23 protein-coding genes are annotated in these 21,212 nt (G+C 70.4%); 11 read left to right on the forward strand and 12 right to left on the reverse strand.

From position 1 onward, the window contains the following. Window positions 1-277: 277 nt before the first annotated feature. Window positions 278-1,126 carry an aminoglycoside phosphotransferase family protein gene (locus tag OWR29_RS24655; protein ID WP_267565568.1) on the forward strand — a complete coding sequence of 283 codons (849 nt, stop codon included), beginning with the start codon at window positions 278-280 and terminating at the stop codon, window positions 1,124-1,126. Window positions 1,127-1,173: 47 nt separating this feature from the next. Here the strand turns inward: OWR29_RS24655 and OWR29_RS24660 are convergent, their stop codons facing one another. From OWR29_RS24660 to OWR29_RS24675, 4 genes are all read right to left on the reverse strand, one after another. Further along, a complete protein-coding gene (locus tag OWR29_RS24660) occupies window positions 1,174-1,845 on the reverse strand; it encodes a TetR/AcrR family transcriptional regulator (RefSeq protein WP_267565569.1) in 672 nt (223 codons plus the stop codon). Window positions 1,846-1,855: 10 nt separating this feature from the next. Continuing rightward, complete coding sequence (locus OWR29_RS24665) at window positions 1,856-2,872, reverse strand: medium chain dehydrogenase/reductase family protein (RefSeq protein WP_267565571.1); 1,017 nt, start codon at window positions 2,870-2,872, stop codon at window positions 1,856-1,858. Between the two features lie 66 nt (window positions 2,873-2,938). Then, complete coding sequence (locus OWR29_RS24670) at window positions 2,939-4,354, reverse strand: amino acid permease (RefSeq protein ID WP_267565572.1); 1,416 nt, start codon at window positions 4,352-4,354, stop codon at window positions 2,939-2,941. A gap of 78 nt (window positions 4,355-4,432) precedes the next feature. Further along, on the reverse strand, window positions 4,433-4,564 hold the full coding sequence (locus OWR29_RS24675) for a hypothetical protein (RefSeq protein WP_267565574.1): 132 nt from the start codon (window positions 4,562-4,564) through the stop codon (window positions 4,433-4,435). A gap of 90 nt (window positions 4,565-4,654) precedes the next feature. Between OWR29_RS24675 and OWR29_RS24680 the strand changes: the two genes are divergently transcribed. Beyond that, a complete protein-coding gene (locus OWR29_RS24680) occupies window positions 4,655-5,590 on the forward strand; it encodes a DUF4231 domain-containing protein (RefSeq protein ID WP_267565575.1) in 936 nt (311 codons plus the stop codon). On the opposite strand, the gene OWR29_RS24685 is transcribed toward OWR29_RS24680, so the two are convergent. Together OWR29_RS24685 and OWR29_RS24690 are read right to left on the reverse strand one after the other, a co-directional pair. Next, window positions 5,573-6,175: a hypothetical protein gene (locus OWR29_RS24685; protein ID WP_267565576.1), complete on the reverse strand. Its 603-nt coding sequence runs from the start codon at window positions 6,173-6,175 to the stop codon at window positions 5,573-5,575. The genes OWR29_RS24680 and OWR29_RS24685 overlap by 18 nt on opposite strands. 93 nt (window positions 6,176-6,268) lie before the next feature. Then, window positions 6,269-7,759: a DHA2 family efflux MFS transporter permease subunit gene (locus OWR29_RS24690; protein WP_267565577.1), complete on the reverse strand. Its 1,491-nt coding sequence runs from the start codon at window positions 7,757-7,759 to the stop codon at window positions 6,269-6,271. A 103-nt stretch (window positions 7,760-7,862) separates the two neighbouring features. Here OWR29_RS24690 and OWR29_RS24695 point away from each other — a divergent pair, with 103 nt between their 5' ends. Further along, window positions 7,863-8,840 (forward strand): phospholipase D-like domain-containing protein, encoded by a 978-nt coding sequence (locus OWR29_RS24695; RefSeq protein ID WP_267565578.1) that lies wholly within the window; start codon window positions 7,863-7,865, stop codon window positions 8,838-8,840. Between the two features lie 70 nt (window positions 8,841-8,910). On the opposite strand, the gene OWR29_RS24700 is transcribed toward OWR29_RS24695, so the two are convergent. Genes OWR29_RS24700 through OWR29_RS24710 form a run of 3 tightly spaced genes read right to left on the reverse strand, consistent with a single transcriptional unit; the run spans window position 8,911 to window position 11,285 of the window. Then, entirely contained in the window at window positions 8,911-9,564 is a 654-nt protein-coding gene (locus OWR29_RS24700) for a GOLPH3/VPS74 family protein (RefSeq protein WP_267565579.1), read from the reverse strand. A 24-nt stretch (window positions 9,565-9,588) separates the two neighbouring features. After that, entirely contained in the window at window positions 9,589-10,191 is a 603-nt protein-coding gene (locus OWR29_RS24705) for a response regulator transcription factor (RefSeq protein ID WP_267565581.1), read from the reverse strand. Continuing rightward, window positions 10,188-11,285: a sensor histidine kinase gene (locus OWR29_RS24710; protein WP_267565582.1), complete on the reverse strand. Its 1,098-nt coding sequence runs from the start codon at window positions 11,283-11,285 to the stop codon at window positions 10,188-10,190. Before OWR29_RS24710 ends, OWR29_RS24705 begins: the two co-directional genes overlap by 4 nt. A 108-nt stretch (window positions 11,286-11,393) precedes the next feature. Here OWR29_RS24710 and OWR29_RS24715 point away from each other — a divergent pair, with 108 nt between their 5' ends. The 7 genes from OWR29_RS24715 (at window position 11,394) to OWR29_RS24745 (ending at window position 17,298) form a co-directional block, all read left to right on the forward strand. Then, the gene (locus OWR29_RS24715; protein WP_267565583.1) at window positions 11,394-12,263 is read left to right on the forward strand and encodes an ABC transporter ATP-binding protein; all 870 of its coding nucleotides are present in this window, start codon (window positions 11,394-11,396) and stop codon (window positions 12,261-12,263) included. A gap of 10 nt (window positions 12,264-12,273) precedes the next feature. Continuing rightward, the gene (locus OWR29_RS24720) at window positions 12,274-12,981 is read left to right on the forward strand and encodes an ABC transporter permease (RefSeq protein WP_267565584.1); all 708 of its coding nucleotides are present in this window, start codon (window positions 12,274-12,276) and stop codon (window positions 12,979-12,981) included. A 17-nt stretch (window positions 12,982-12,998) separates the two neighbouring features. After that, complete coding sequence (locus tag OWR29_RS24725; protein ID WP_267565585.1) at window positions 12,999-14,060, forward strand: spore photoproduct lyase family protein; 1,062 nt, start codon at window positions 12,999-13,001, stop codon at window positions 14,058-14,060. A gap of 3 nt (window positions 14,061-14,063) precedes the next feature. After that, entirely contained in the window at window positions 14,064-14,525 is a 462-nt protein-coding gene (locus OWR29_RS24730) for a 2'-5' RNA ligase family protein (RefSeq protein WP_267565586.1), read from the forward strand. A gap of 53 nt (window positions 14,526-14,578) precedes the next feature. Further along, entirely contained in the window at window positions 14,579-15,448 is an 870-nt protein-coding gene (locus tag OWR29_RS24735) for a DedA family protein (RefSeq protein ID WP_267565587.1), read from the forward strand. Between the two features lie 163 nt (window positions 15,449-15,611). Continuing rightward, window positions 15,612-16,490, forward strand: a complete 879-nt coding sequence (locus OWR29_RS24740) for an ion transporter (protein WP_267565589.1) — start codon at window positions 15,612-15,614, stop codon at window positions 16,488-16,490. Window positions 16,491-16,578: 88 nt separating this feature from the next. After that, window positions 16,579-17,298, forward strand: coding sequence for an SCO2207 family protein (locus OWR29_RS24745; RefSeq protein ID WP_267565590.1), 720 nt, complete (start codon window positions 16,579-16,581; stop codon window positions 17,296-17,298). A 52-nt stretch (window positions 17,299-17,350) separates the two neighbouring features. Here OWR29_RS24745 and OWR29_RS24750 read toward each other — a convergent pair whose 3' ends face one another. Next, window positions 17,351-17,806 carry a MaoC family dehydratase gene (locus OWR29_RS24750; RefSeq protein WP_267565592.1) on the reverse strand — a complete coding sequence of 152 codons (456 nt, stop codon included), beginning with the start codon at window positions 17,804-17,806 and terminating at the stop codon, window positions 17,351-17,353. A 95-nt stretch (window positions 17,807-17,901) separates the two neighbouring features. On the opposite strand from OWR29_RS24750, the gene OWR29_RS24755 reads away from it, so the two are divergent. Continuing rightward, window positions 17,902-19,359 carry a GGDEF domain-containing protein gene (locus OWR29_RS24755; protein WP_267565593.1) on the forward strand — a complete coding sequence of 486 codons (1,458 nt, stop codon included), beginning with the start codon at window positions 17,902-17,904 and terminating at the stop codon, window positions 19,357-19,359. On the opposite strand, the gene OWR29_RS24760 is transcribed toward OWR29_RS24755, so the two are convergent. Together OWR29_RS24760 and OWR29_RS24765 are read right to left on the reverse strand one after the other, a co-directional pair. After that, a complete protein-coding gene (locus OWR29_RS24760) occupies window positions 19,260-20,459 on the reverse strand; it encodes a sensor histidine kinase (RefSeq protein ID WP_267565595.1) in 1,200 nt (399 codons plus the stop codon). The genes OWR29_RS24755 and OWR29_RS24760 overlap by 100 nt on opposite strands. 64 nt (window positions 20,460-20,523) lie before the next feature. Continuing rightward, entirely contained in the window at window positions 20,524-21,207 is a 684-nt protein-coding gene (locus OWR29_RS24765; RefSeq protein ID WP_267565596.1) for a response regulator transcription factor, read from the reverse strand. Between the last annotated feature and the right edge of the window lie 5 nt (window positions 21,208-21,212).

The following is a 21,212-nucleotide window of genomic DNA, read 5'->3' on the forward strand; positions in this document are numbered from 1 at the left end:
TATCGGCATCGCGGCGGCGGCCCTGAGGGTAATGGTCACCTCCGTGCCGTGCGGCGTGCCCGTGCGGCGTGGCGACCGGTGGCGGAGAGCGCGCCGCCACCGGTCAGATCCTGTACGCCCCGTAGCTCACCCGGAGTGCGGTGGCGACGCGCCCGCCGGCACTGCCTCACCATCGAGGCGTCCTGATCGTCATCGACGATGCCGCGTTGGATGAAGCCTCAAGTAAACGAGTTTAAGAGGTCACCGAGAAATCGTCGATCGAGGATCATCCCTTTCCATGACCGACTTCGAGATGCCGGCCAACCTGGTGACGACCATCGGCCGGCACAAGCCGTTCGATCAATGGCTGTCCGAGCTGCCGGGAATCGTCACCGAACTCTGCGAGCGGTGGGACATCGAGGTCGAGCGCCCGTACCAGCCCGGCGGCTCGGCGTCCTGGGTGGCGCCGACGCGGGACGGCCCGGTGCTCAAGGTCGGCTGGAAGCACTACGAGGCCCGCGACGAGGCGGCCGGCCTGCGAGCCTGGAACGGCCAGGGCACCGTACGCGTGTATCGCGACGAACATTTCGGCCAGACCGACGCGCTGCTGTTGGAAGCCTGCCGCCCCGGCACCACATTGACCGCGTCCTTGCCGCCGGCCGACCGCGACGAGGTGATCGCGAAGCTGCTGCCCCGGCTGTGGATCACTCCCCCGTCCGGCAGCGACTTCCGCCCGTTGCAGTCAATGGTCGACGCCTGGGCCAAAAGCGTGCGGCCCGAGAAGCTGCCCGATTCCGGCCTGGCCCGCACCGGCCTGGAGTTGTGGCTGAGCCTGCCGAGCACCGCCGACCGCAACGTGCTGCTGTGCACCGACCTGCACCCCGACAACGTCCTGCGAGCCGAACGCGAGCCCTGGCTGATCGTCGACCCCAAGCCCTACGCGGGCGACCCGGCCTACGACCCCATCCAGCACATGCTCAACTTCCCCGACCGCCTGGCCACCGACCCAGCCGCCTTCGCCGACCGCATGGCCACCCTGCTGGCCCTGGACCCAGACCGCGTACGGCTGTGGTTGTTCGCCCGCTGCGTCATAGAAGCCGAACGCGAACCCACCCTCTGGACCACCGCCGTCCGTCTGAAGCCGTAACCCGCACGACAGTGAGCGAACGGCCAAGAACGCGCGACGGTCGCGCGTCAGGGGACGAGGTGGGCCAGCGGGCGGATCACGCGAGCGGCGATGTCGGCCGGCCACGGGAAGCCGGGGACGACTGATCGCTGGTGGGCCAGGCCGTGCAGGCCGAGCCACAGAGCCACGGCGTCGGCGAACGTGTTCGTGCTGGACGACTGGCCACTCTGAACGCACGCGTCCAGGCTTTCGACGATCACCTGGAGGGCGTCGCGCCCCAGGCCGGTCGCCTCCTCGACGGTGAGCGTTCCGTCGGCGACCGCGCGGGCGCCGTCGAACACGCCGCCGAACATGATGCGGTAGCGCTCGGGGTGGGTCACGGCAAAGTCCAAGTACGCGTTGCAGACGCTGATCAGGCGGTCCTCGGCGTCCACCCCTTGGGCCGCCTGCAGGCGGTCGGTGAGTTCGGCGAAGGCGGCCCTGGTGAGGGCGAACAGGATGGCGTCCCGGTCGGCGAAGTGCGGATAGATCGACGGGGCCGAGATGCCGACCCGCCGGGCCACCGCCCGCAGCGTGACGGCCTGCCCGTCGCCCGTCTCGTCGAGAATCGCCGCCGCCCCCGCAAGGATGTCGTCACGCAGGCGCGCACCCTCCCCCCGCCGATTGCGGGCGCGAGTACCAGCACCAGAGCCGGCATGAGGACTGGCGCCAGGGCCGAGGCCGAAGCCGGAAGACATCATTCCGCCGACCTTACGCGGGGACCACGACGACCTTGCCGGGCACGGTTCGCGCCTCGGCCAAGGTCATGGCCTCGCTGATGCGGGACAGCGGCACCCGGGCGGCCACCTGCGCGGTGATCCGGCCCTCGGCGAGCAGCGACAGCACGGCGGTCAGATCTTTGCGCGTACGGGCCTGGAACTTCGCAAGGTCACGCCGGCCCGACCACAGGTCGTAGAACGACGCGCGCTTGCCGTTCGGCAAAGCGTTCCACACCGCCAGGCGGGCCAGCGTGGCCAGGAACGCCGGCACCATCGGCCCCTTCTCGTGGGCCGCGATCGAATAGCTGACCAGCGCGCCGCCCGGGGCCAGCAACCGCCAGGCGCGGCGCAGGTGTTCACCGCCCAGATTGTCGAAGGCCGCGTCGACCCCGCCCGGCGCCAGCTCGCGGATCCGGTCGGCCAACTGAGGGTCGGCGTGGTCGAGCGGGACGACGCCGAACGCTCGCAGGGCGTCGTGGTGCCGCGGGTTGGCCGTGCCGATCACCCGGATGCCGTCGAGCCGGGCCAGCTGGGCCAGGGTGACGCCGACCCCGCCGTTCGCGCCGTGCACGAGGATTGTCTGCCCGGGTTGAACGCGGGCCGTGCGGTGCAGCATCTGCCACGCGGTGACGCCGTTGACGACCAGCGTCTCAGCGTCGCCGGGGTCCAGGCCGTCGGGCACCGCGACCAGGTCGCCGGCCGGCAGCAGCACGTGCTGGGCCCAACCGCCGGTCTTGGTCATCGCGGCCACGCGCCGGCCGGCCAGTGCCGCGTGGACGCCGGCGCCGACGCTGTGGACGACGCCGACCAGGTCGTACCCGGGCACGAACGGGAACTTCGGCTGGCCGGGGTATCGCCCCCGCCGCATGGCCTGCTCGGCGAACGACACTCCGCTGGCCTCAACGGTGACCAGCACCTGGCCGGGTGCCGGCGGCGGCAGATCCCGCGTACGCAGCTGCAGCCCGCTGGGCTCGACGATGCCGGGCAGGACAACTTCGGTGGTTTCCATGGCGCAAGCTCCCTCAGCCGTATGCTTACAGCTGTAAACATACGGCTTAAGGCAACGCCTGTAAACTTAGTGCTGGTTGAGCTTCGAGTGATGCCGGCCATAGGTGAAGTACAGGATCAGGCCGAGCACGAACCACACCGCGAAGCGCAGCCAGGTCACCGGCTCCAGGAAAGTGATCAGCCAGATCGAGAAGACGACGCCGACGGCCGGGATGATCGGCATCAACGGCAGCCGGAACGTGCGCGGGATCTCGGGCCGCCGGTACCGCAGCACGATGACCGCGATGCACACCACGACGAAGGCCAGCAGGATGCCGATGTTGGTCAGCTCGGCCGCCTCCCGGATCGGCAGGAACCCCGCGATGATGGCCGACACGATGCCGGCGATCCAGGTCACCCGGCTCGGCACACGCCGCGTCGGGTGCAGCTTGCCGAACCAGGCCGGCAGCAGGCCGTCGCGGCTCATCGAGTACCAGACCCGGGTCACGCCCAGCATGAAGGTGAACATCACGGTCAGGATGCCGACGATCGCGCCGACCGCGATGACGTCGGCCAGGCCGGACAGGCCGACCGAGGCGAAGGCGCTCGAGAAGCCGCTCTCGGGGTCGATGTCGCGGTAGTTCTGCATGCCGGTCAGCACCAGTGTGGCCAGCACGTACAGCACCATCGAGATGATCAGCGAGTAGATGATCGCCTTGGGCAGGTGGCGCCGCGCGTCCTTGGACTCCTCGGCCGCCGTGCTCATCGCGTCGTAGCCGAAGACGGCGAAGAAGACGGTGGCCGCGCCGGTGATGGCGCCGCTCCAGCCGAACGGGAAGAACGGGTCGTAGTTGGACCGGGTGATGTGGAACGCGCCGACCACCACGACCAGCAGCACGATGACGACCTTGAGGATCACGACCGCCGTCTCGGCCCGGGCCGCCGCCCGGATGCCCCGATTGAGCAGGTACGCGATGAGCAGGCACAGGATGACAGCGAACAGGTCGACCACGTGCCCGTCGCCCGTGCCCGGCGCACCCAGCATCCAGGCCGGCAGGTCGACCCCGAGGTCGGCCATCAGGAACGAGAAGTAGCCGCTGATCCCGATGGCCACCACCGACACGATCGCCGTGTACTCGAGCAGCAGGTCCCACCCGATGAACCAGGCCACCACCTCGCCCAGCACGACGTACCCGTACGTGTAGGCCGACCCCGCCTTCGGGATCATGCCGGCGAATTCGGCGTACGAGAGGGCGGCGGCCGCACTGGCGATGCCGGCGATCAGGAACGAGAACAGCACGGCGGGCCCGGCCGTCTCGTTGGCCACCGCCCCGGCCAGCGCGAAGATGCCGGCCCCGATGATGCCGCCGACGCCGATCGCGGTCAGCTGCCACAGCCCCAGCGACCGGTTGAGGTCGGTGTCACGCTCGTCCGACACGTCGTCGACGGGCTTGCGCCGGAAGATCCCCGATCCCCGGCCGAACCTCTGGGATGACACGGACATGACGGCCTCCTCGCTGAGCGCTCCTCTCGGAGTACCACGTGAAGCCGCACTTCGCATCCACAGGCGTGGATGCGAATCTCAAGCTCGAGCCAACGCGATCGCGATGAACAGCCCGTAGAAGACCATCAGCCCCAGGATCAGCGCGATGGTCGTGCCCGGCCCGATCTCGTTGTCGAACTCGTCCTCGGTGTTCTCGTCCACGACGTCCATGAAGTCCACGAACGGTCAACGAGGACGGCCCCCGATATCGACGGCCGTTCCCCCGATCGGGGCTTGCCCCGTGTGGACAGTCCCACCACGATGCTGGGCAGGAGGGCCACCATTTTGAGCTTCGATCTCGACTATCCCGCCCTGTACTACCCGGCCGACTCCGGCAGCCTGGCCGGCCAGCGCCGGTTCGTCCGGGCGACCCGGGTGCGGCTGTTCGCCCTGTTCGCGGCCGCGCTGGGCGGCGCCTGGTCGTGGCGGGCGGGCTCGTTCGACCTGTTCGGCCTGCTGGGTTTCGTCGCGTTCGCGATCGCGCTGGGCGCCGCGACCTATCTGCAGGCGACCGACCCGGCCCGCAGCTGGTACGAGGCCCGCACCGCGAGCGAGTCGATCAAGACGTTGACCTGGCGCTACATAGTCGGCGGGGATCCGTTCCCGCTCAGCCTGCCCGAGACGGCGGCCGAGAAGCTGCTCCGAGCCCGCCTGGCCGCGGTGATCGACCCCGACAAGCTGCCGGCGCCGTCGCCCTCGGCCCCGACCAAACAGATCACCGACCGGATGCGGTCCGTGCGCGCCAGTTCGTTCGAGGATCGCCGGGCGGCCTACCGGGACGGCCGGATCGAGGACCAGCGAGGCTGGTACGCCCGCAAGGCCGTCGCCAACGAACGGCTCAAGCAGACCTTCACCTGGGTCGCCATCGCGCTCGAGCTCGCCGGTTTCGTGGGCGCCGCGTTCAAGGCGTTCGGCCAGGTCGACGTCGACCTGCTGGGCGTCTTCAGCGCGGCCGCGGCCGGTCTCGCGGCCTGGACGCAGGCGCGAAGCTACGCCGACAACCAGCGGGCCTACTCGCGGAACGCCTACGAGCTGGGGCTGATCGCCGACGAGCTGGACGGTGTGTCCAAGGCGGACTGGCCGCGCTTCGTCGACGAGGCCGAGAACGCCATCTCGACCGAGCACACCCAGTGGCGCGCCGCCAAGGGCCTCGGAGCCCCGCGTCAGCGCAACGCCGCGTCAGCCCCGGAGTCGTGAGGTCAGTTCCTCGGCGGCGGATCGCCACGCGGCCTCGGAACGGTCGGTGATCTTGGCGAACAGGTCGGGCACGTGGTCGACCCGGCGGCGATCGCCCGCCCAGCGCAGGAGCGCGTTGGCCGCGTGATAGCGCACGAGGTATTCGCGGTCTTGCACGGCGGCGGCCATGGCTCGCACCAGTGCCGTCGTCGGTGGGAAGCCGGCCAGGGCGATCGCGGCGTCCAACCGTACGAACTCGGACCGCGCCCCCGACAGCAGACCCGCCACCGGCGTCGCCCAGCCCGGATCGCGCGTCAGCGCGTAAAGTCCCTCGGCGACCCGGATGCGGAACTCGTCCTGAGCCCGGATCAGCGCCGTCCGCAGGATGCTGACCGCGTCGGCCGGGGCCAGCCCGGCCGCGGCCAGCGCGATGAACGACTGCGCGGCCACCGAGTCGCCCTCGGCCAGCCCGGCCCGCAACATGCGCTCGACCGTCCTGGGATCGCGCCGCGCGGCCTCCAGCAGAGCCTCGAACTCAGGCCCGTCGGAGGGATCGCCGAAGATCTCGCGCCGCCATCGCTGCCACTTCGCATCATCCCCGTCCATCGACGGACATTATTACCACGCCTAGCTGAGAGTACACACACCGCCACGCCCCGGCCGCCATGAAGGCGACCGGGGCGCTGACAGCGAGTGACCTCAGTGGGCCATGGCGCGCGGGGCGTCGGGGTCGACGGCCAGCGGGCCGGAGCGGAACAGCAGGGCCGAGACGACCGCGCAGGCCAGGAACAGCCCGGCCGACCACCAGAACACGGTGTGGTAGCTGGCCAGCGACGCCTCGAGGGCGACCTGCGGCGAGCGGGCGTGCGACGTCGCGTAGTTCGTGGCCGCGGTGGCCGCGAACGAGCTGAGCAGGGCCGTGCCGATCGAGCCGCCGATCTGCTGCACGGTGTTGATCATCGCCGAGGCCACGCCGGCGTCCCGGTGCTCGACGCCGCTGGTGGCCGCGTTCTGCGTGGGGGCGAAGACCAGGCCGAGGCCGAGACCGATGATCAGCAGGCCGGGCAGCACTCCCGACGCGTACGTGGAATCGAGGTCGAGCCGCGTCATGAAGGCCATGCCGCAGGCCGCGACCAGGGCGCCGACCGGCACCAGTGGGCGGGGGCCGACGCGCGGCGTGAGCATCGAGCCGGCCGTGGTGGCCGAGAGCATGATCGCGCCCAGCATCGGCAGGAAGGCCAGGCCCGTCTGCACCGGCGTGAAGCCGAGGTTGCCGACCAGGTAGTACGTCAGGAACAGGAAGATGCCGAACATGCCGGCGCCGGCGATGCCGATGGCCGCGTACGAGCCGCCGCGGTTGCGGTCGAGCACGACGCGCAGCGGCAGCAGCGGGTTGGGCACCCGCAGCTCGATCAGCACGAACGCCACCAGGACGACGACGCCGATGACGATCGGGATCAGGGTGACCGCCGACGACCAGCCGTCGGTCTCGGCCTTGCCCAGCCCGAAGACCAGTGCCACCATGCCGACCACGGCGGTGACCGCGCCCGGGATGTCGATGCGGGCCCGGTTCTGCACCGGCTCGTCCGAAAGCTTGAGCAGCGCGCCGGCCACGGCGATGGCGGCGATGACCAGGTTGACGTAGAGGCACCAGCGCCAGGACGCGTACTCGGTCAGCACCCCGCCCAGCAGCAGCCCGACCGCGCCGCCGGCGCCCGAGATGGCGCCGAAGATGCCGAACGCCTTGCCGCGCTCGGCGGGCTCGGTGAACGTGGTCGACAGCAGCGAGAGGGCGGCCGGGGCCAGGGCCGCGCCGAACGCGCCCTGCAGCGCGCGGGCGACGATCAGCATCTCGAGGCCGTTGGCCGCGCCGCCCAGCGCCGAGGCCAGGGCGAAACCGACGAGGCCGATGAGGAACATGCGCTTGCGGCCGAAGAAGTCGGACAGGCGCCCGCCGAGCAGCAGCAGGCTGCCGAAGGCGAGGGCGTAGCCGGTGACCACCCACTGCCGGTCGGCGTCGGAGAACGCCAGGTCGGCCTGCGCGGTCGGCAGTGCGATGTTCACGATGGTGGCGTCCAGCACAACCATCAGCTGGGCCATCGCGAGCACGACCAGCGCCCACCAGCGCCCGGTCGGGACCGGCGGCGCGGCGGGCCCGGACGCCGGGCGAGCCTGAGTGTCGGTGGTCATCCGTAACCTTCCACAAGTGGGGATCCAAGTCCCCTTTCGCATCGGCACCGCACCGGCCGAGGTTAGGAATCGACGGTTGTGGTTGGGTGCCACGATGAGGGGCATGCGCCGGCTCTCGTCCCTGTACGCCGCGATCGGGGCGGTGCTCCTGCTCGGCAGCTTCGTGCTGCTGTTCCCGCTGCGGCACACCGAGGGCTTCGCCGACGAGCTGCGGATCAACATCGGCGCCAACCTGTTCGACCTGGTGCTGGCGGTGCTCGTGCTGCAGCCGCTGGTGCTCTCGCTCAACCGCAACGCCGTCCGGTGGCGCGATCAGCTCGACTACCGCGAGGTGATCCGGCTCATCGACCGGGCGCACGACCAGGTCGACATCTGGAAACACTGGACGGGGCTGCTCGAGCCCGCGTACGAGAAGGACTTCATCGCCGCCGTCCGGGCCGCCCTCGACCGCGGCGTCCGTTTCCGCATCCTGCTGACCGACCCGTCGTCACCGGACGCCGCCGAGCGCGCCCGCCAGGTCGCCCCGACCGACGCGCTCGCGCTGATGCGGCAGAACATCGAGCGGCTGGACGCCTTCCTGGGTGAGCTGCCCGAGCGGCACCGGCCGCTGTTCCAGGTGCGGATCAGCCCGGTCGGCCCGGCCCACGCCTTCTACCGCGTCGACGACTGGCTCTCGTACGGCCTGTTCCGCGACCGCCGCATGAGCGAGAACTTGCAGCGCGAGGTCCGCGTGCGCGGCGACGTCGGCGGGCTCGCGCTGGAAGCCTTCACCACCCGCTGGAACGCCCCCGGTCTGCGCGAGATCCCCGAGCACTACCGCATGCCGCTGCGCTTCACGATCGGCGCCGAGACGGTCGAGCACGAGCTGCGCTACGTCCTGCACGAAGGCGAGCACTGGGTCGACGTCCACCCCCAGGCGCTGCCGCACGCCTTCCACCCCGATCACGAGGTCTCCGACGGCCACGACAGTTTCGTCTTGGCCGACGCCGCCGCCGAGACTCCCGAGCGGGTGCTGGCCCTCTATTCGGCCAAGTACGGCCCCGGCCGCAGCGCCGTCCTGCTCCGCCTCACCCGCCCCTGAGAGCGTTCTCCCGCATTCGTGCCACCCGTGCCGGGCTTGCTAAGGCCGCTCACCACCGTCGATAGGGTCGTCACGACGGGTTGGTCACGACCGTGACCGTCGTCACCGCGGTGGAGACAGCGATCGCCGCCGCGGTCCGGACCACCGCCGTGTTCACCGCGTCCGCACCCCAGTTGCCCTGCTCGAGCGCTTTCGCGCGCTCAATGACGGGGGTCGACCAGGCCAGCTGGGGGCGCAGCATCGGGAGGGCACCGCTGCCCGAGAGCAGCGCGATGAGGGCGGCGGTCCGCGCGTCGGGCTCCGCGCCGTCGATGAGGACGGCGCGGATCCCGGCCCGCAGCCCGGCCTCGTGCTCGTGGTCGGCCGCGGGCAGCCGCGTCATCGGGATGATGCCCAGCACCCGCTTCTTCTCGCGGCGGATCAGCCCGCGCTCGAGCAGGCGGTCGATCACCGGCTGGTACAGGTACGAGCCGATCGTGATCAGCAGGGTCTGGGCGCCGCGCGGCTTCTCGGCCACCTTGTCGTACGCCTCCTGCAGCAACGGGTCGGGCAGCGGCCCGTCCCCGACGGCGTACACCTTGTTGCCGTCCGTCTCGACGCGGCCCAGCAGCGCCAGTTCGACGAGCACGGCGCCGCCCAGCGTGTAGTTGAGGGTGCCGGCCGCGGCCGGGACGCCCGTCTCGTCGTCGAGCAGCAGCAACATCAGATCCTCGACGATCAGCATGGTCTTTCCTCTCGTGGGACTTTCTCAGAGCCAGTCGTGTTCGCGGGCGTAGCGCGCCGCGTCGTGGCGGGTCTGCGTCTGGGTCTTGCGCATGGCGTTGGACAGGTAGTTGCGTACGGTTCCCGGGGCCAGATGCAGCCGGGTGGCGATGTCGGCGACCGAATAGCCCTCGCCGGTCACCCGCAGCACGTCGGTCTCGCGCTCGGTGAGCGGCGAGTCGTCGATGACGGCCAGCGCCGACACGTCGGGGTCGATCCAGCGCCGGCCCTCGTGCAAGGTGGCGATCACCGAGGTGATGTGCGCGGGCTCGGCCGCCTTGCTGACGAAACCCTGCACCCCCAGCTTCAGGGCCTTGCGCAGCACACCGGGCCGGGCATGCCGGGTCAGCATGAGGATCACCTGCTCGGGCCGGCTGCGGCGGATCTCGGCGACCGCGCCCAGGCCGTCCACCCCCGGCATCTCGAGGTCGATGACGAGCACGTCGGGCCGGTGCAGAAGCGTTTCCCGTACGGCGGAAGTGCCGTCGAACGCCTCGGCGAGCACGGTTATGTCGCCCTCGAGCGGCAGCAGGGCGGCCAGCGCCTTGCGCAGCAGAGCCTCGTCGTCGGCCAGGACCACCGTCGTCATCGGAACTCCGCCGCCGTCACGAACTCCCCTTCCCGCAGCGAGACCGTCAGCTCGCCGCCGTCGTCGTGCACCCTTTGCCGCAGCGCCGACAGGCCCCGCAGCTCGGGCAGCGTCTCGCCCCGCGCCCCGTCGTTGACGATCGTGATGCCGGCCGCGCCCAGCGTGATCCGCACCTGGGTGGCCTGGGCGTGGCGCAGGATGTTGGTGGTCGTCTCGCGCAGCACCTGGCCGAGCAGTTCGCTGCTGCGCGCCTCGGGCTCGGACTCCCGGGTTATGCGCACGGTGATCCCGGCCGCCTCGAACAGGTTCTTGGCGTTCTCGAGCTCCGCCGTCAGATTGAGCCTTCGTTGCGCGTACGCCAATTCTTTGGTCTGTTGAATGGTGTCGGTGAGCAGGGTGTTGATCTCTCGCAACTCCTCCTCGGCCCGCTCGGGATCGGCCCGCACGAGTTTCTGGGCGAGCGCCGCCTTCAGCTTGACCACGTGCAGCGTGTGCCCCTGGATGTCGTGCAGGTCGCCGGCGAAGCGGACGCGCTCGCGGATGACGGCCATCTCGGCCTCGCGTTGCTTGGACACCTCGAGCTCCTGCACGATGTCGTAGAAGCGCTCGCCGACGTACGACAGCACCATGATCAGCGCGGTCACGGCGGCCGGAATGAGCGCGAACCGCTGGACGTCGTCGCCGCCGTCGACCAGCAGCCGCAGCGCCCCGACGGCGCCGACGTAACCGACCAGCGCGACGCCCGCCGCGTACCGGTAGCGGGGCAGCCGCGGGATGGACAGCGACCCGACGCTGGCGACCCCCCACCACGCGTTGGGGCTGTCGATCACCAGCACCCCCAGCGGCCACACCACGGCCCCGACGATCAGGCACGGCACCGCGACCCGGCCGACGTCGTTGGCCGTCCACCGCTCGAACGCGACCACCGCCGCCACCGCGCCCGGTACCAAAATGAGGGCGTGCCACCAGACATGCAGGTCGACCGCGACCACGACCACGGCCGCCACGATGATCGGCGGCAGCGCGGTGGCCAGGTTCAGCCGCCGCAGCCGGCCCTGCGTGGCGTCGGTCAGCCGCAGCGCGTGGGTGTTCACCGTCCCAGTATTGAGATCTCCGGCGGCATCGCACAGTGACACCACGTCATACGGGCTCGTGACACTGCGACACTGACCGCCGGCCGCTTCCGCTGGTGTCATCGAGTCATGTCCACGCCAGTCATCGAAGTCGACAAGCTCAACCTCAAGTACGGCGAGTTCCACGCCGTGAAGGACCTGTCGTTCGAGGTACGACCCGGGGAGCTCTACGCGCTGCTCGGGACGAACGGCGCCGGCAAGACCTCGGCCCTGGAGACGGTCGAGGGCCACCGGCAGGCCACCTCGGGCACCGTACGCGTGTTCGGCCACGACCCCGGCGACCGCAAGGCCGTCCGCCCCCGCATGGGCATCATGCTGCAGGAGAGCGGCTTCTCCCCCGATCTCACCGTCCGCGAGTCGGTGAACCTGATCGGGCAGCTCACCGCCCGGCAGGACGACACGGGCCGCGTACTGGACGTGGTCGGTCTGACTCGCAAGGCCGGCACCCTCGTCTCGCAGCTCTCCGGCGGCGAGAAGCGCCGCCTCGATTTCGCCACGGCCGTGTACGGGACACCCGAGCTGATCTTCCTCGACGAGCCCACCACCGGCCTCGACATCCAGTCGCGTGACTCCCTGTGGGAATCGGTCGACCGCCTGCGCGAGAACGGCTCCACCATCGTGCTGACCACGCACTACCTGGAGGAGGCGCAGCAGCGGGCCGACCGGATCGGCCTCATGCACCAGGGCGTCCTGCGCCGCGAGGGCACCGTCGGCGAGCTCACCCGCACCCTGCCGTCGCACATCCGCTTCGCCGCCGGGCCGCAGCCGCTGCCGCTGGCCTCGACCGAGCGCGACGGGGTCACCGTCATCGAGACCTTCCAGCTGCAGAAGGACCTCCACGTGCTGCTGGGCTGGGCGCAGGACCACGGAGTCGAGCTCCGCGACCTGTCCGCCGGCCCGACCAGCCTGGACGACGTCTTCCGCGCGATCGAAGCCTGAGGAGGCACCCATGTTCGCCATCGCCCGCAGTGAGCTCATCCAGATCTTCCGCAACCGCCTGGTGCTGGTCACCAGCCTGGTCATGCCGGTCGCGGTGAGCGCGTTCTTCATCTACCGCCACGAGGCCTTCGCCACGATCGGCAGCCTCGGCTACATCGCGGCCATCGTGATGTTCACGGTCGGCGCGTTCGGCCTCTACACGACCGCGGTGACCACCTTGGCCTCGCGCCGGCAGAACCTTTTCCTCAAGCGGCTGCGCTCCACCGCGGCCGGCGACCGGACCATCCTGGCCGGGCTGCTGCTGCCGGTCACCGTGCTCAGCGTGGTGCAGATCGGCGTCATCCTGACCGTGTTCGGCGTGGTCAGCGGCCGCCCCGGCGACATCCCGCTGCTGGCCGCGGCGGCCGTGGCCACCATCGCCATGATGGTCGGCCTGGCCCTGGCCACGGCCGGGCTCACCAACTCGCCGGAGCACGCCCAGGTCACCACGCTGCCGATCAGCATCGGCGTCATCGCGATCGCCAGCTGGGTCGGCATCAGCGGCACCGAGGAGCTGACCCTGCTCAAGCGGCTGCTGCCCGGCGGCGCGGCCACCGAGATGGTCGTCGACGCCTGGAACGGCAGCGCCTCGCTGATCCTGCTGGCGCCCACACTGGCCTGGGTCGTCGTCGCCGTGGCTCTCGCCGCGCGTCTGTTCCGGTGGGAGCCCCGGCGCTGAACTACGCTGGTCGGCATATGAGTTCTGACCTGCTGGAAATCCGCCGCATCTACGCCGAGCCGGCGGCGGCCGCGCTCCCCCGCGGCAAAGAGGTGCTGGCCCGCTTCCCCGACGCCGAGGTGGTCGAGGTCGAGAGCCACAACCGCATCGACGAGCTCTACGGCGACGAGACCAACGTCAACCGCTGGGTCCGGATCAAGCGCGAGGCGCTGGTGCTCGGGGTGAAGAAGACGCTGACCGCCCGGCCCAACGGGCGGTCGGCCGACTTCATCGCGCCCAGCACGGCCAACGGGTGCGCGATGGCCTGCGCGTACTGCTACGTCCCGCGGCACAAGGGGTACAGCAACCCGGTCACGGTCTTCGCCAACATCGACAAGATCCTCGGGTACGTGGGCCGGCACGCCGCCCGGCAGGGTGTGAAGCCGGCCCCCAACGAGTGCGACCCCACGGCCTGGGTCTACGACATCGGCGAGAACTCCGACTGCAGCGTCGACGCCCTGATCAGCGACAACGTGCGCGACCTGGTGGAGCAGTTCCGCTGGATGCCGACTGCCAAGGCGTCGTTCGCCACCAAGTACGTCAACCGCGACCTGCTCACGTGGGATCCGCAGGGCCGCACCCGGATCCGCTTCTCGCTGATGCCCGCCCAGGACGCCAAACTGCTCGACATCCGTACGTCGCCGATCCTGGAACGAATCGCGGCGATCAACGACTTCGTCGAGGCCGGGTACGAGGTCCACGTCAACTTCAGCCCCGTCGTCGTCCGCGACGGCTGGCTGCCTTCCTGGGCTGAGCTGTTCGAGCAGCTGGACGCGGCGCTGAACCCCGCGGCGAAGGCCCAGCTGGCCGCCGAGGTCATCTTCCTCACCCACAACCGCGACCTGCACCAGGTCAACCTCGGCTGGCACCCCAAGGCGGAGGAGCTGCTGTGGCGCCCCGAGCTGCAGCAGGTGAAGCGCTCGCAGAACGGCTCGCTGAACGTCCGCTACCGCACCGGCGCCAAGGGCCAGTACGTGAACGCCCTGACCGACCTGATCGCCGAGAAGATTCCCTACTGCCGCGTCCGCTACGCGTTCTGACCGGTGCACACCGTCGAGCTGCTCCCGTCGGCCGAGCTTGATTCCCGCGTACGGAATCTGTGGGCGCTGCTGGCGAGTTCGGGGTTGCCGAGCCTGGGCGCCCACCCCCACGCGACAAATCGCCCACACCTCACCGTAGTGACCGCTTCGTCGCTGGCCGGCCTCCCGCCTTTGGAGCTTCCGCTCGCCGCAAAGCTCACGGGCATTCGTATGCTCAACCGAGCGCTGGTCTGGACGGTCGAGCCCTCGCCCGCGCTGCACGCCCTGCATTCCTCGGTGTGGTCGTCGATCGGCGGCTGGCCCCCACCGGAAGAGTTCGTCCCGCATCTCAGCCTCGCCCTGCGCGTACCGCCGGAGGCCCAGCCGGCCGCGCTCGACCTGCTCGCCGACGTCTCCCCGATGTCCGGCCGCTTCGAGTCCGCCCGCACCTACGACACCGAGACCCGCACCGTGCGCGACCTCTGAAGCTGAGAGCTGGCAGGGAACTCTCAGGGAGGCCGTCGATACTGCTGGAGGTCATGCCGTCGGATCAGCCTGAGGAGTTCTTCGTGACCGTGCTCGCCGAAGCCGCCCCCGAGACGTCCGGCGGGCTGACCGGGTGGGCCGTCGGCCTCATGGAATCGCTGGGCGGCGTGGGCGCGGCGCTGATCGTCGGGCTCGACAACCTGTTCCCGCCCATCCCGAGCGAGCTGGTGCTGCCGCTGGCCGGCTTCTCAGCCAGCCGCGGCGTGTTCAGCCTGCCCGAGGCGCTGTTCTGGACCATGCTGGGCTCGGTGGTCGGGGCGATCATCGTCTACTGGGCGGGCGCGCTGCTCGGCCGGGACCGCACGCGCCGCCTGGTGGCGTTCATCCCGCTGGTCAAGGTGCAAGACTTCGACCGCTGTGAGGAGTGGTTCGCCAAGCACGGCACCAAGGCCGTGTTCTTCGGACGCATGGTGCCGCTGTTCCGCAGCTTCATCTCGCTGCCGGCCGGCGTCGAGCGGATGAGCTTCTGGAAGTTCACGGTGCTCACCACGCTCGGCAGCCTCATCTGGAACACGCTGTTCGTGACCGCCGGCTTCATCCTGGGCGAGAACTGGCACCGCGTCGAGGGCTACGCCGGCGTCTTCCAAAAGATCGTCATCGCCGGCGTGGTGATCGGCATCGGCTACTTCGTCTGGCAGCGCCTGCGCTCCAACCGCCTGGGCCCACCCGACGCCGACGCGACCACGGTGCTCCCGGTCATCCGCGACCCCCGCCCGTCCTCCCCCGACGTCGGCCTGAACGGCCTGTTCGACGGCCCGGACAAGGACGCGACGGCGGTGCTGCACCTGCCGCCGGTCCGCAACTCCGACAACGACGCCACGATGATCCTGCGCCCGGTCCGCGACGACTACCGCCGTCCCTGACGGGCCCGCCACCCGATCGCGACTCGGGGGGAGGCGGCGACCAAGTGGCGGGGGCTCGTGACGCCGGCGTGGTCCGGCATTAGTTCTGACGCGCGCGGAGCCTCCGCTGTTGCGTGCGCCGCCCCGGACATTGAAGAAACGCTCTTCTCCGTAGGCTGTTTCGATGTTCGACCTGACGCGTGTGGCCCGCCGTTGTTCCCGGATCGTCGACTCGCGCGCGTTCGAGGTGACCATTGTGGTCATGATCGGGGCCAACGCTGTTCTGCTCTGCGTTGAGACCTATGACCACCTGGTCGAGTCGATGCCCTACCTGCACTGGCTGGAGTGGTTCTTCCGGGCCGTCTTCGTCACCGAAATCGTCATCCGGATTCTGGCGTACGGGCGGCGGCCGCAGGACTTCTTCAAGCACGGCTGGAACGTCTTCGACTTCGTCGTCATCGCGGCCGTGTTCATCCCGGGGCTGCACGGCGACTCGGCTGCTCTGCGGGTCATCCGGATGGCGCGGGTGGTGCGGCTCGTGCGCTTCTCGCCGGGGCTGCGCACGATCGTCACGGCACTGCTGCGCAGCCTTCCGGGGGTCGGCGGGTTCCTGGCGCTGGCCCTGGTCACCTTCTATGTGTACGGGATGGCGGGCTGGCTGCTGTTCGGCGACGCCTACCCGGACGACTACGGCACCATCGGCCGCGCGGTGCTCACGCTGTTCGTGCTGCTCTCGCTGGAAACGCTGCCGGACCTGATCCAGCAGGGGCTGGAGTTGTCGCCCTGGACGCTCGTCTACTACATCAGCTACGTCCTGATCACCGTCAACCTGCTGCTCAACATCCTCATCGCCGTCATCGTCAACTCGATGGAAGAGGCCCGCCGCCTCGAGATGACCGAGAGCCTGGGCACCGACGAGGACCAGGACGGCGTCCCCGACGACATCGACCGCATCCTGGTCAGCCAGCGCCTCGACGACCTGCGCACGATGATCACCGAGCTCGAGCGGGACCTGCGCATCGACCGCCGTTCGAGCACCGGTTCCCGATTTAAGGATCTTTAATGTTGGGCCCTCATCCGCCCGTGCGACCGGGGTCGTAGTTGTCGGTACAGCTGCAGCGAGCAGCTTCCGACGGCGAAGGAGCCCCACGATGTATCGGACCCGGCAGCGCAAGATGTCCTCGACGACGCGCAAGGTCGTCCTGGGAGCTTCGGCGCTGGCGCTGGCGGGTGGCGCGTTCGCCGTCAGCACCGGCATGAGCAGCGCGGGCGAGAACTGCGTCGGGCTCGACCAGGCCCTGCGCCAGAACCTGCAGTTCATCGCCGGTCAGCGCTCGGCCCCCGACGCCCAGTCCGAGGCCCGCATCGCCAACCGGCAGGCGGTCGTCGACCTGATCAACCAGCGCCGCGCGGTGGCCGGTTGCAACGCCGACGTGGCGGCCGAGGTCCCGGGCGCCGCCGCCCCGGCCGGCAATCAAGGCGCCAAGCCCCCGGCCGGCAATCAAGGCGCCAAGCCCCCGGCCGCCAAGCCCCCGGCCGGCAACAACGGCGGGAACCAGGCCGGCGCCACGAAGCCACCGGCGGCGGCCAACCCGCCGGCTCAGAACGCGGGAACCGGCGCCGGCGAGGTCGTCTGCAAGGGCTCGACGGTCACCCTCTCCGGCGAAGCGGGCGCCCCCTTCGCGTCCAGCGGCACCTTCCCGATCGGCACCACCCTGAAGGTCACCAACCTCGACAACAACAAGAGCACCACGGTCAAGGTCGAGACCACCTCGGGCAGCTGCGTCCTGCTCAACAACGCCGCCTTCGAGCAGGTCCGCGAGCCCGGCAAGTTCCTCATCCGCCGCGCCGTCATCGAACGCGTGGGCTGACGAACCCACGAAGTGGGCGCCCGGGCGGCAACCCGGGCGCCCACGCGACAACTCAGGCGTAGTAGCGGTAGATCGGCCGCGCCACGCAAGCAGGCTTGTCGAGCCCGTCGATCTGCACGGTGAAGTCGTAGGTGGCCTGCACGCACCGCTTGGCCACCTCCTCCACCGAGACCACCGTGGCGGCCAGCCGGATCTTGGCGCCGACCCGGACCGGGCTGGCGAACCGTACGCGGTCGAGCCCGTAATTGACGCCCATCCGGACCCCTTCGACCTGCAGGATCTCGCCGAAGAACGGGATCACCAGGGACAGCGTCAGGTATCCGTGGGCGATCGTCCCGCCGAACGGCCCTGCCGCCGCCCGCGCCTCGTCCACGTGGATCCACTGGTGGTCGCCGGTGGCCTCGGCGAACTGGTTCACCCTGTCCTGCGTCACCTCGAACCACGCGCTGTGCCCGAGGTCGCGTCCGGCCAGGGTCTTCAGCTCGTCCAGCCCGCTCACAGTAATCATCCCGCGAATCTCCCGCACCGCGCCCGCGCTGTCCATCCCGTAAATCACCAGCTGCTCAGGACTCAAGACGAAGGCCGGGCAGCCGATGGTGAGACGTGCGGAAGCTGGTCCTCATCGTCGGCGCCGGCCTCCTCCTGCAGCTGCTCCTGCCGCACCTGCCCGAGCGGCCGGGCCTCGTGCTCGCGTGCGTGCCGATCGCCGCCGCCGGTCTCTACTCCGCCGTCGGGTTCCGTCGCCAGGCCCGGGCGGCCACCGGCCGGATCCGGGGCGCCACCATGCTCGGCGGCGTCGCGGGCGGCCTGCTTGGTCTCGCGTACGCGCTCTACGCCGCCGAAGCGCTCGGCCTGCCCGTCGGCGTCGCCCCCGACCTGTTCGGCGTGTGCGCCGCGGTGGCCACCGTGCCCGCGATCCTGCTGGCCGCGCCGCCCTTCCCCGACCGTCTGGCCCTCGGCACGTACCTCATTGACGTCACCACCGTGGCCGGCGCGATCTTCGCCAGCGCCTGGCACTTCGTGCTCTCCCCCGCGGCCGCCCACCTGCCGGCCGGCGGTCAGACCAGCTTCGTGCTCACCATGCTGCCCGAGATCGTCGCGGCCACGCTCGCCCTCATGCTGATGTCGCGCACCAGCGGCCCGCACTCGCTGCACCTGCTCGCGGCCGGGATGGCCCTGTTCGCGGTGGCGTCCGTCGGCAGCGTGTGGACCCACGCCGAGAATCTGCCCTGGTACTCCGGCGGGCTCGGGGCCGCGTACCTGGTCGGTGGCCTGACCGTCGCGGTGTCCAGCCGCAACGTCATCGCGCCGGCCGACCCGACCGGCTGGCGGGCCTTCACCAGCTTCTGGAGCACGCTGTCGTACCTGCCGACCGTGCTCACCCTCGGCTGCGTCGCGCTCGAGTACCGCGTCAACGGCACGCCCAGCGCCGTCCTGGTCTGGGTGGTCCTGGGATCGTCCGCGCTGGCCCTGGTGCGGCAGTTCCTCAACCTGCTCATCGTGCGCCGCCTGCGCGCCGAACTCGACCACCGCGCTTTCCACGACCCGCTGACCGGCCTGCCCAATCGCGCCGCCTTCCAGCGTGACGCCACGGCGGCGCTGGCTCGCGGTGACGCGGCCGTGCTGCTGCTCGACCTGGACGGGTTCAAGCAGGTCAACGACACCCAGGGGCATGCGGCGGGCGACGCGGTTCTGGTGAGCGTCGCGGCGGGGCTGGGCGAATTACTTCGTACGGGCGCAATCGCGGCACGGTTGGGCGGTGACGAGTTCGCCGTCCTGCTCCCGGCGACCGATCCGGAGACCGCCGCCGGCACGGCCACCCGGATCCTGGGATCGGGCATCCGCGGAACCATCGGCGTCAGCCACGCCGCCGAGCCGGGACGCGCGCTGGACGAGATGCTGCACGAAGCCGATGTGGCGCTCTACGAGGCCAAGGCGGCCGGCAAGGGCGTCGTGCGCGTCTACGGCCAGGGGCTGCCATGGGGTGGCGGTTCCTCGTCCGTACGCCCCGCGGCGGGCAGCCACAAGACGAACGTGCTGCCGTTGCCGGGCGTCGAATAGGCGGCCACCCGGCCCCCGTGCGATTCGACGATCTGCCGGACGATGGCCAGCCCCAGCCCGGTTCGACGCTCACGCCGTACCCCATCAGTTTCGCCGTTGTTCCCCCGCCAGAACCGGTCGAACACCCGGAGCAGGTCGTCGGCGGCGATGCCGGGCCCCTCGTCGGCCACGGCTAGCCACAGCCACGACCCCGACCGCCCGGTGGCGATGGTGATGGTCGACGGCGCCGGCGCCAGCCGCACCGCGTTCGACAGCAGGTTGCCCGCGGCCCGGCGCAGTGCGTCAGCGTCCCCGATCATGTGCAGGTCGGGCTTCGTCTCTACGCGGAGCCGCAACGGCCGGTCGGTCACGAACGACTCCTCGCCGGCCTCCCGCGCCACCACCGACAGGTCGACGTCGGCGTCGATCGAGGCCTCGGCGTCGCGGCGGGCCGTCGCCAGCAGGTCCTCGACCAGCCGCGACATCCGCGTCGTGGCCCGGTCGACCACCGCCACCGCCCGCTGCCGTTCCTCCGGGGTCGCCTCGGGCACGGTGAGCGACGCGTCGAGGTTGGTCCGGATGATGGCCAGCGGGCTGCGCAGCTCGTGCGACGCGTCGTCGATGAGCTGCCGCTGGGCCTGGAACGCGTGGTCGAGCCGGTCGAGCATCGAGTCGATGGTGTCGGCCAGGTCGCGCAGCTCGTCGCGCGGCCCGGCGAGCCGGATGCGGCGGGACAGGTCGGTGGCCTGGATGTCCCGGGTGGTCCGGGTGATCGCCCCGACCGGCCGCAGCGCCCGGTCCGAGATGATCCAGCCGATGGCCAGGCTGGCCACGAACAGCACGGCCAGCGCGATGATCGTGTACTGCCGCAGCGTGGTGAGGGTGTTGTAGTTCACCGCGGCCTCGATCTGGCTGATCTCGGCGACGTTGGAGAACCCCTGGAAGTTCCGGTTCTGGTCGTACACCTTGGCCAGCTGCGCGCTGACCGGCTGCGGTTCGGTCGTCTGGCGGACGGCTATGTAGATCGCCCCGAGGGTCACGGCCGCGACGGTGAACAGCACCATCGAATAGATGACGGTGAGCCGGAACCGGATCGACCGGAACACCTCGGGGAGATTCACGCCGTGCCTCCCGGGGCATGCCCTCCTGGCCCTACGACCGCTTCGCTCGCTCCGGTGCAGTCGGTCATACCGCAGCCTCCCGCAGCCGGTAGCCGCGCCCGACGACTGTCTCGATCGAGCCCTCGCCGAGCTTGCGCCGCAGCGTGCCCACCGTGACCCGTACGGTCTGGGTGAACGGGTCGGCGTTGGCGTCCCACACGTGCTCGAGCAGCTCCTCGCTAGAGACCACGTGCCCGGGCCGGGTCATCAGGTATTCCAGCACGCCGAACTCCTTGGGCGTGAGCGACAGCGGCCGGTCGGCCACGGTCACCGAGTGGCGGGCCGCGTCGAGCACGATGTCGCCCACCGTGAGCTGCGACGACCCGCCGCCGGTGTCCCGCCGCAGCAGCGCCCGCACCCGGGCCAGCAGCTCGGCCAGGTGGAACGGCTTGACCAGGTAGTCGTCGGCCCCGTCGTCGAGGCCGCGCACCCGGTCGTCCAGCCCGCCGCGGGCGGTCAGCATGAGCACCCGCGGATCGCCGTCGCCGGGCGTCGGCAGGTCGCCGGCGCGCAGCGAACGGCAGAGATCGAACCCGTTGCCGTCGGGCAGGTTCACGTCGAGCAGCATCAGGTCGTACTCGTTGACGGTCAGCCGGTCATAGGCCTGGGCGGCGTCGAAGGCGACGTCCACCGCGTAGCCGGTGCGGGCGAGCCCCACTCGGAGGCCCTCCGCCAGATCTTCCTCGTCCTCAACTACCAGCAACCGCATCCTTC

This window comes from Paractinoplanes pyxinae, from assembly GCF_026626335.1.
Taxonomy (GTDB): domain Bacteria; phylum Actinomycetota; class Actinomycetes; order Mycobacteriales; family Micromonosporaceae; genus Actinoplanes; species Actinoplanes pyxinae.

Excerpts from the sequence above, each read along its gene's own strand:
- OWR29_RS24765 (WP_267565596.1), bottom strand. The coding sequence starts at position 21,207 with ATGCGGTTGCTGGTAGTTGAGGACGAGGAAGATCTGGCGGAGGGCCTC.
- OWR29_RS24665 (WP_267565571.1), bottom strand. The coding sequence starts at position 2,872 with ATGGAAACCACCGAAGTTGTCCTGCCCGGCATCGTCGAGCCCAGCGGG.
- OWR29_RS24680 (WP_267565575.1), top strand. The coding sequence starts at position 4,655 with ATGCTGGGCAGGAGGGCCACCATTTTGAGCTTCGATCTCGACTATCCC.
- OWR29_RS24690 (WP_267565577.1), bottom strand. The coding sequence starts at position 7,759 with ATGACCACCGACACTCAGGCTCGCCCGGCGTCCGGGCCCGCCGCGCCG.
- OWR29_RS24685 (WP_267565576.1), bottom strand. The coding sequence starts at position 6,175 with ATGGACGGGGATGATGCGAAGTGGCAGCGATGGCGGCGCGAGATCTTC.
- OWR29_RS24675 (WP_267565574.1), bottom strand. The coding sequence starts at position 4,564 with ATGGACGTCGTGGACGAGAACACCGAGGACGAGTTCGACAACGAGATC.
- OWR29_RS24695 (WP_267565578.1), top strand. The coding sequence starts at position 7,863 with ATGCGCCGGCTCTCGTCCCTGTACGCCGCGATCGGGGCGGTGCTCCTG.
- OWR29_RS24700 (WP_267565579.1), bottom strand. The coding sequence starts at position 9,564 with ATGCTGATCGTCGAGGATCTGATGTTGCTGCTGCTCGACGACGAGACG.
- OWR29_RS24720 (WP_267565584.1), top strand. The coding sequence starts at position 12,274 with ATGTTCGCCATCGCCCGCAGTGAGCTCATCCAGATCTTCCGCAACCGC.
- OWR29_RS24670 (WP_267565572.1), bottom strand. The coding sequence starts at position 4,354 with ATGTCCGTGTCATCCCAGAGGTTCGGCCGGGGATCGGGGATCTTCCGG.
- OWR29_RS24705 (WP_267565581.1), bottom strand. The coding sequence starts at position 10,191 with ATGACGACGGTGGTCCTGGCCGACGACGAGGCTCTGCTGCGCAAGGCG.
- OWR29_RS24725 (WP_267565585.1), top strand. The coding sequence starts at position 12,999 with ATGAGTTCTGACCTGCTGGAAATCCGCCGCATCTACGCCGAGCCGGCG.
- OWR29_RS24660 (WP_267565569.1), bottom strand. The coding sequence starts at position 1,845 with ATGATGTCTTCCGGCTTCGGCCTCGGCCCTGGCGCCAGTCCTCATGCC.
- OWR29_RS24745 (WP_267565590.1), top strand. The coding sequence starts at position 16,579 with ATGTATCGGACCCGGCAGCGCAAGATGTCCTCGACGACGCGCAAGGTC.
- OWR29_RS24655 (WP_267565568.1), top strand. The coding sequence starts at position 278 with ATGACCGACTTCGAGATGCCGGCCAACCTGGTGACGACCATCGGCCGG.
- OWR29_RS24735 (WP_267565587.1), top strand. The coding sequence starts at position 14,579 with ATGCCGTCGGATCAGCCTGAGGAGTTCTTCGTGACCGTGCTCGCCGAA.
- OWR29_RS24740 (WP_267565589.1), top strand. The coding sequence starts at position 15,612 with ATGTTCGACCTGACGCGTGTGGCCCGCCGTTGTTCCCGGATCGTCGAC.
- OWR29_RS24715 (WP_267565583.1), top strand. The coding sequence starts at position 11,394 with ATGTCCACGCCAGTCATCGAAGTCGACAAGCTCAACCTCAAGTACGGC.
- OWR29_RS24750 (WP_267565592.1), bottom strand. The coding sequence starts at position 17,806 with ATGATTACTGTGAGCGGGCTGGACGAGCTGAAGACCCTGGCCGGACGC.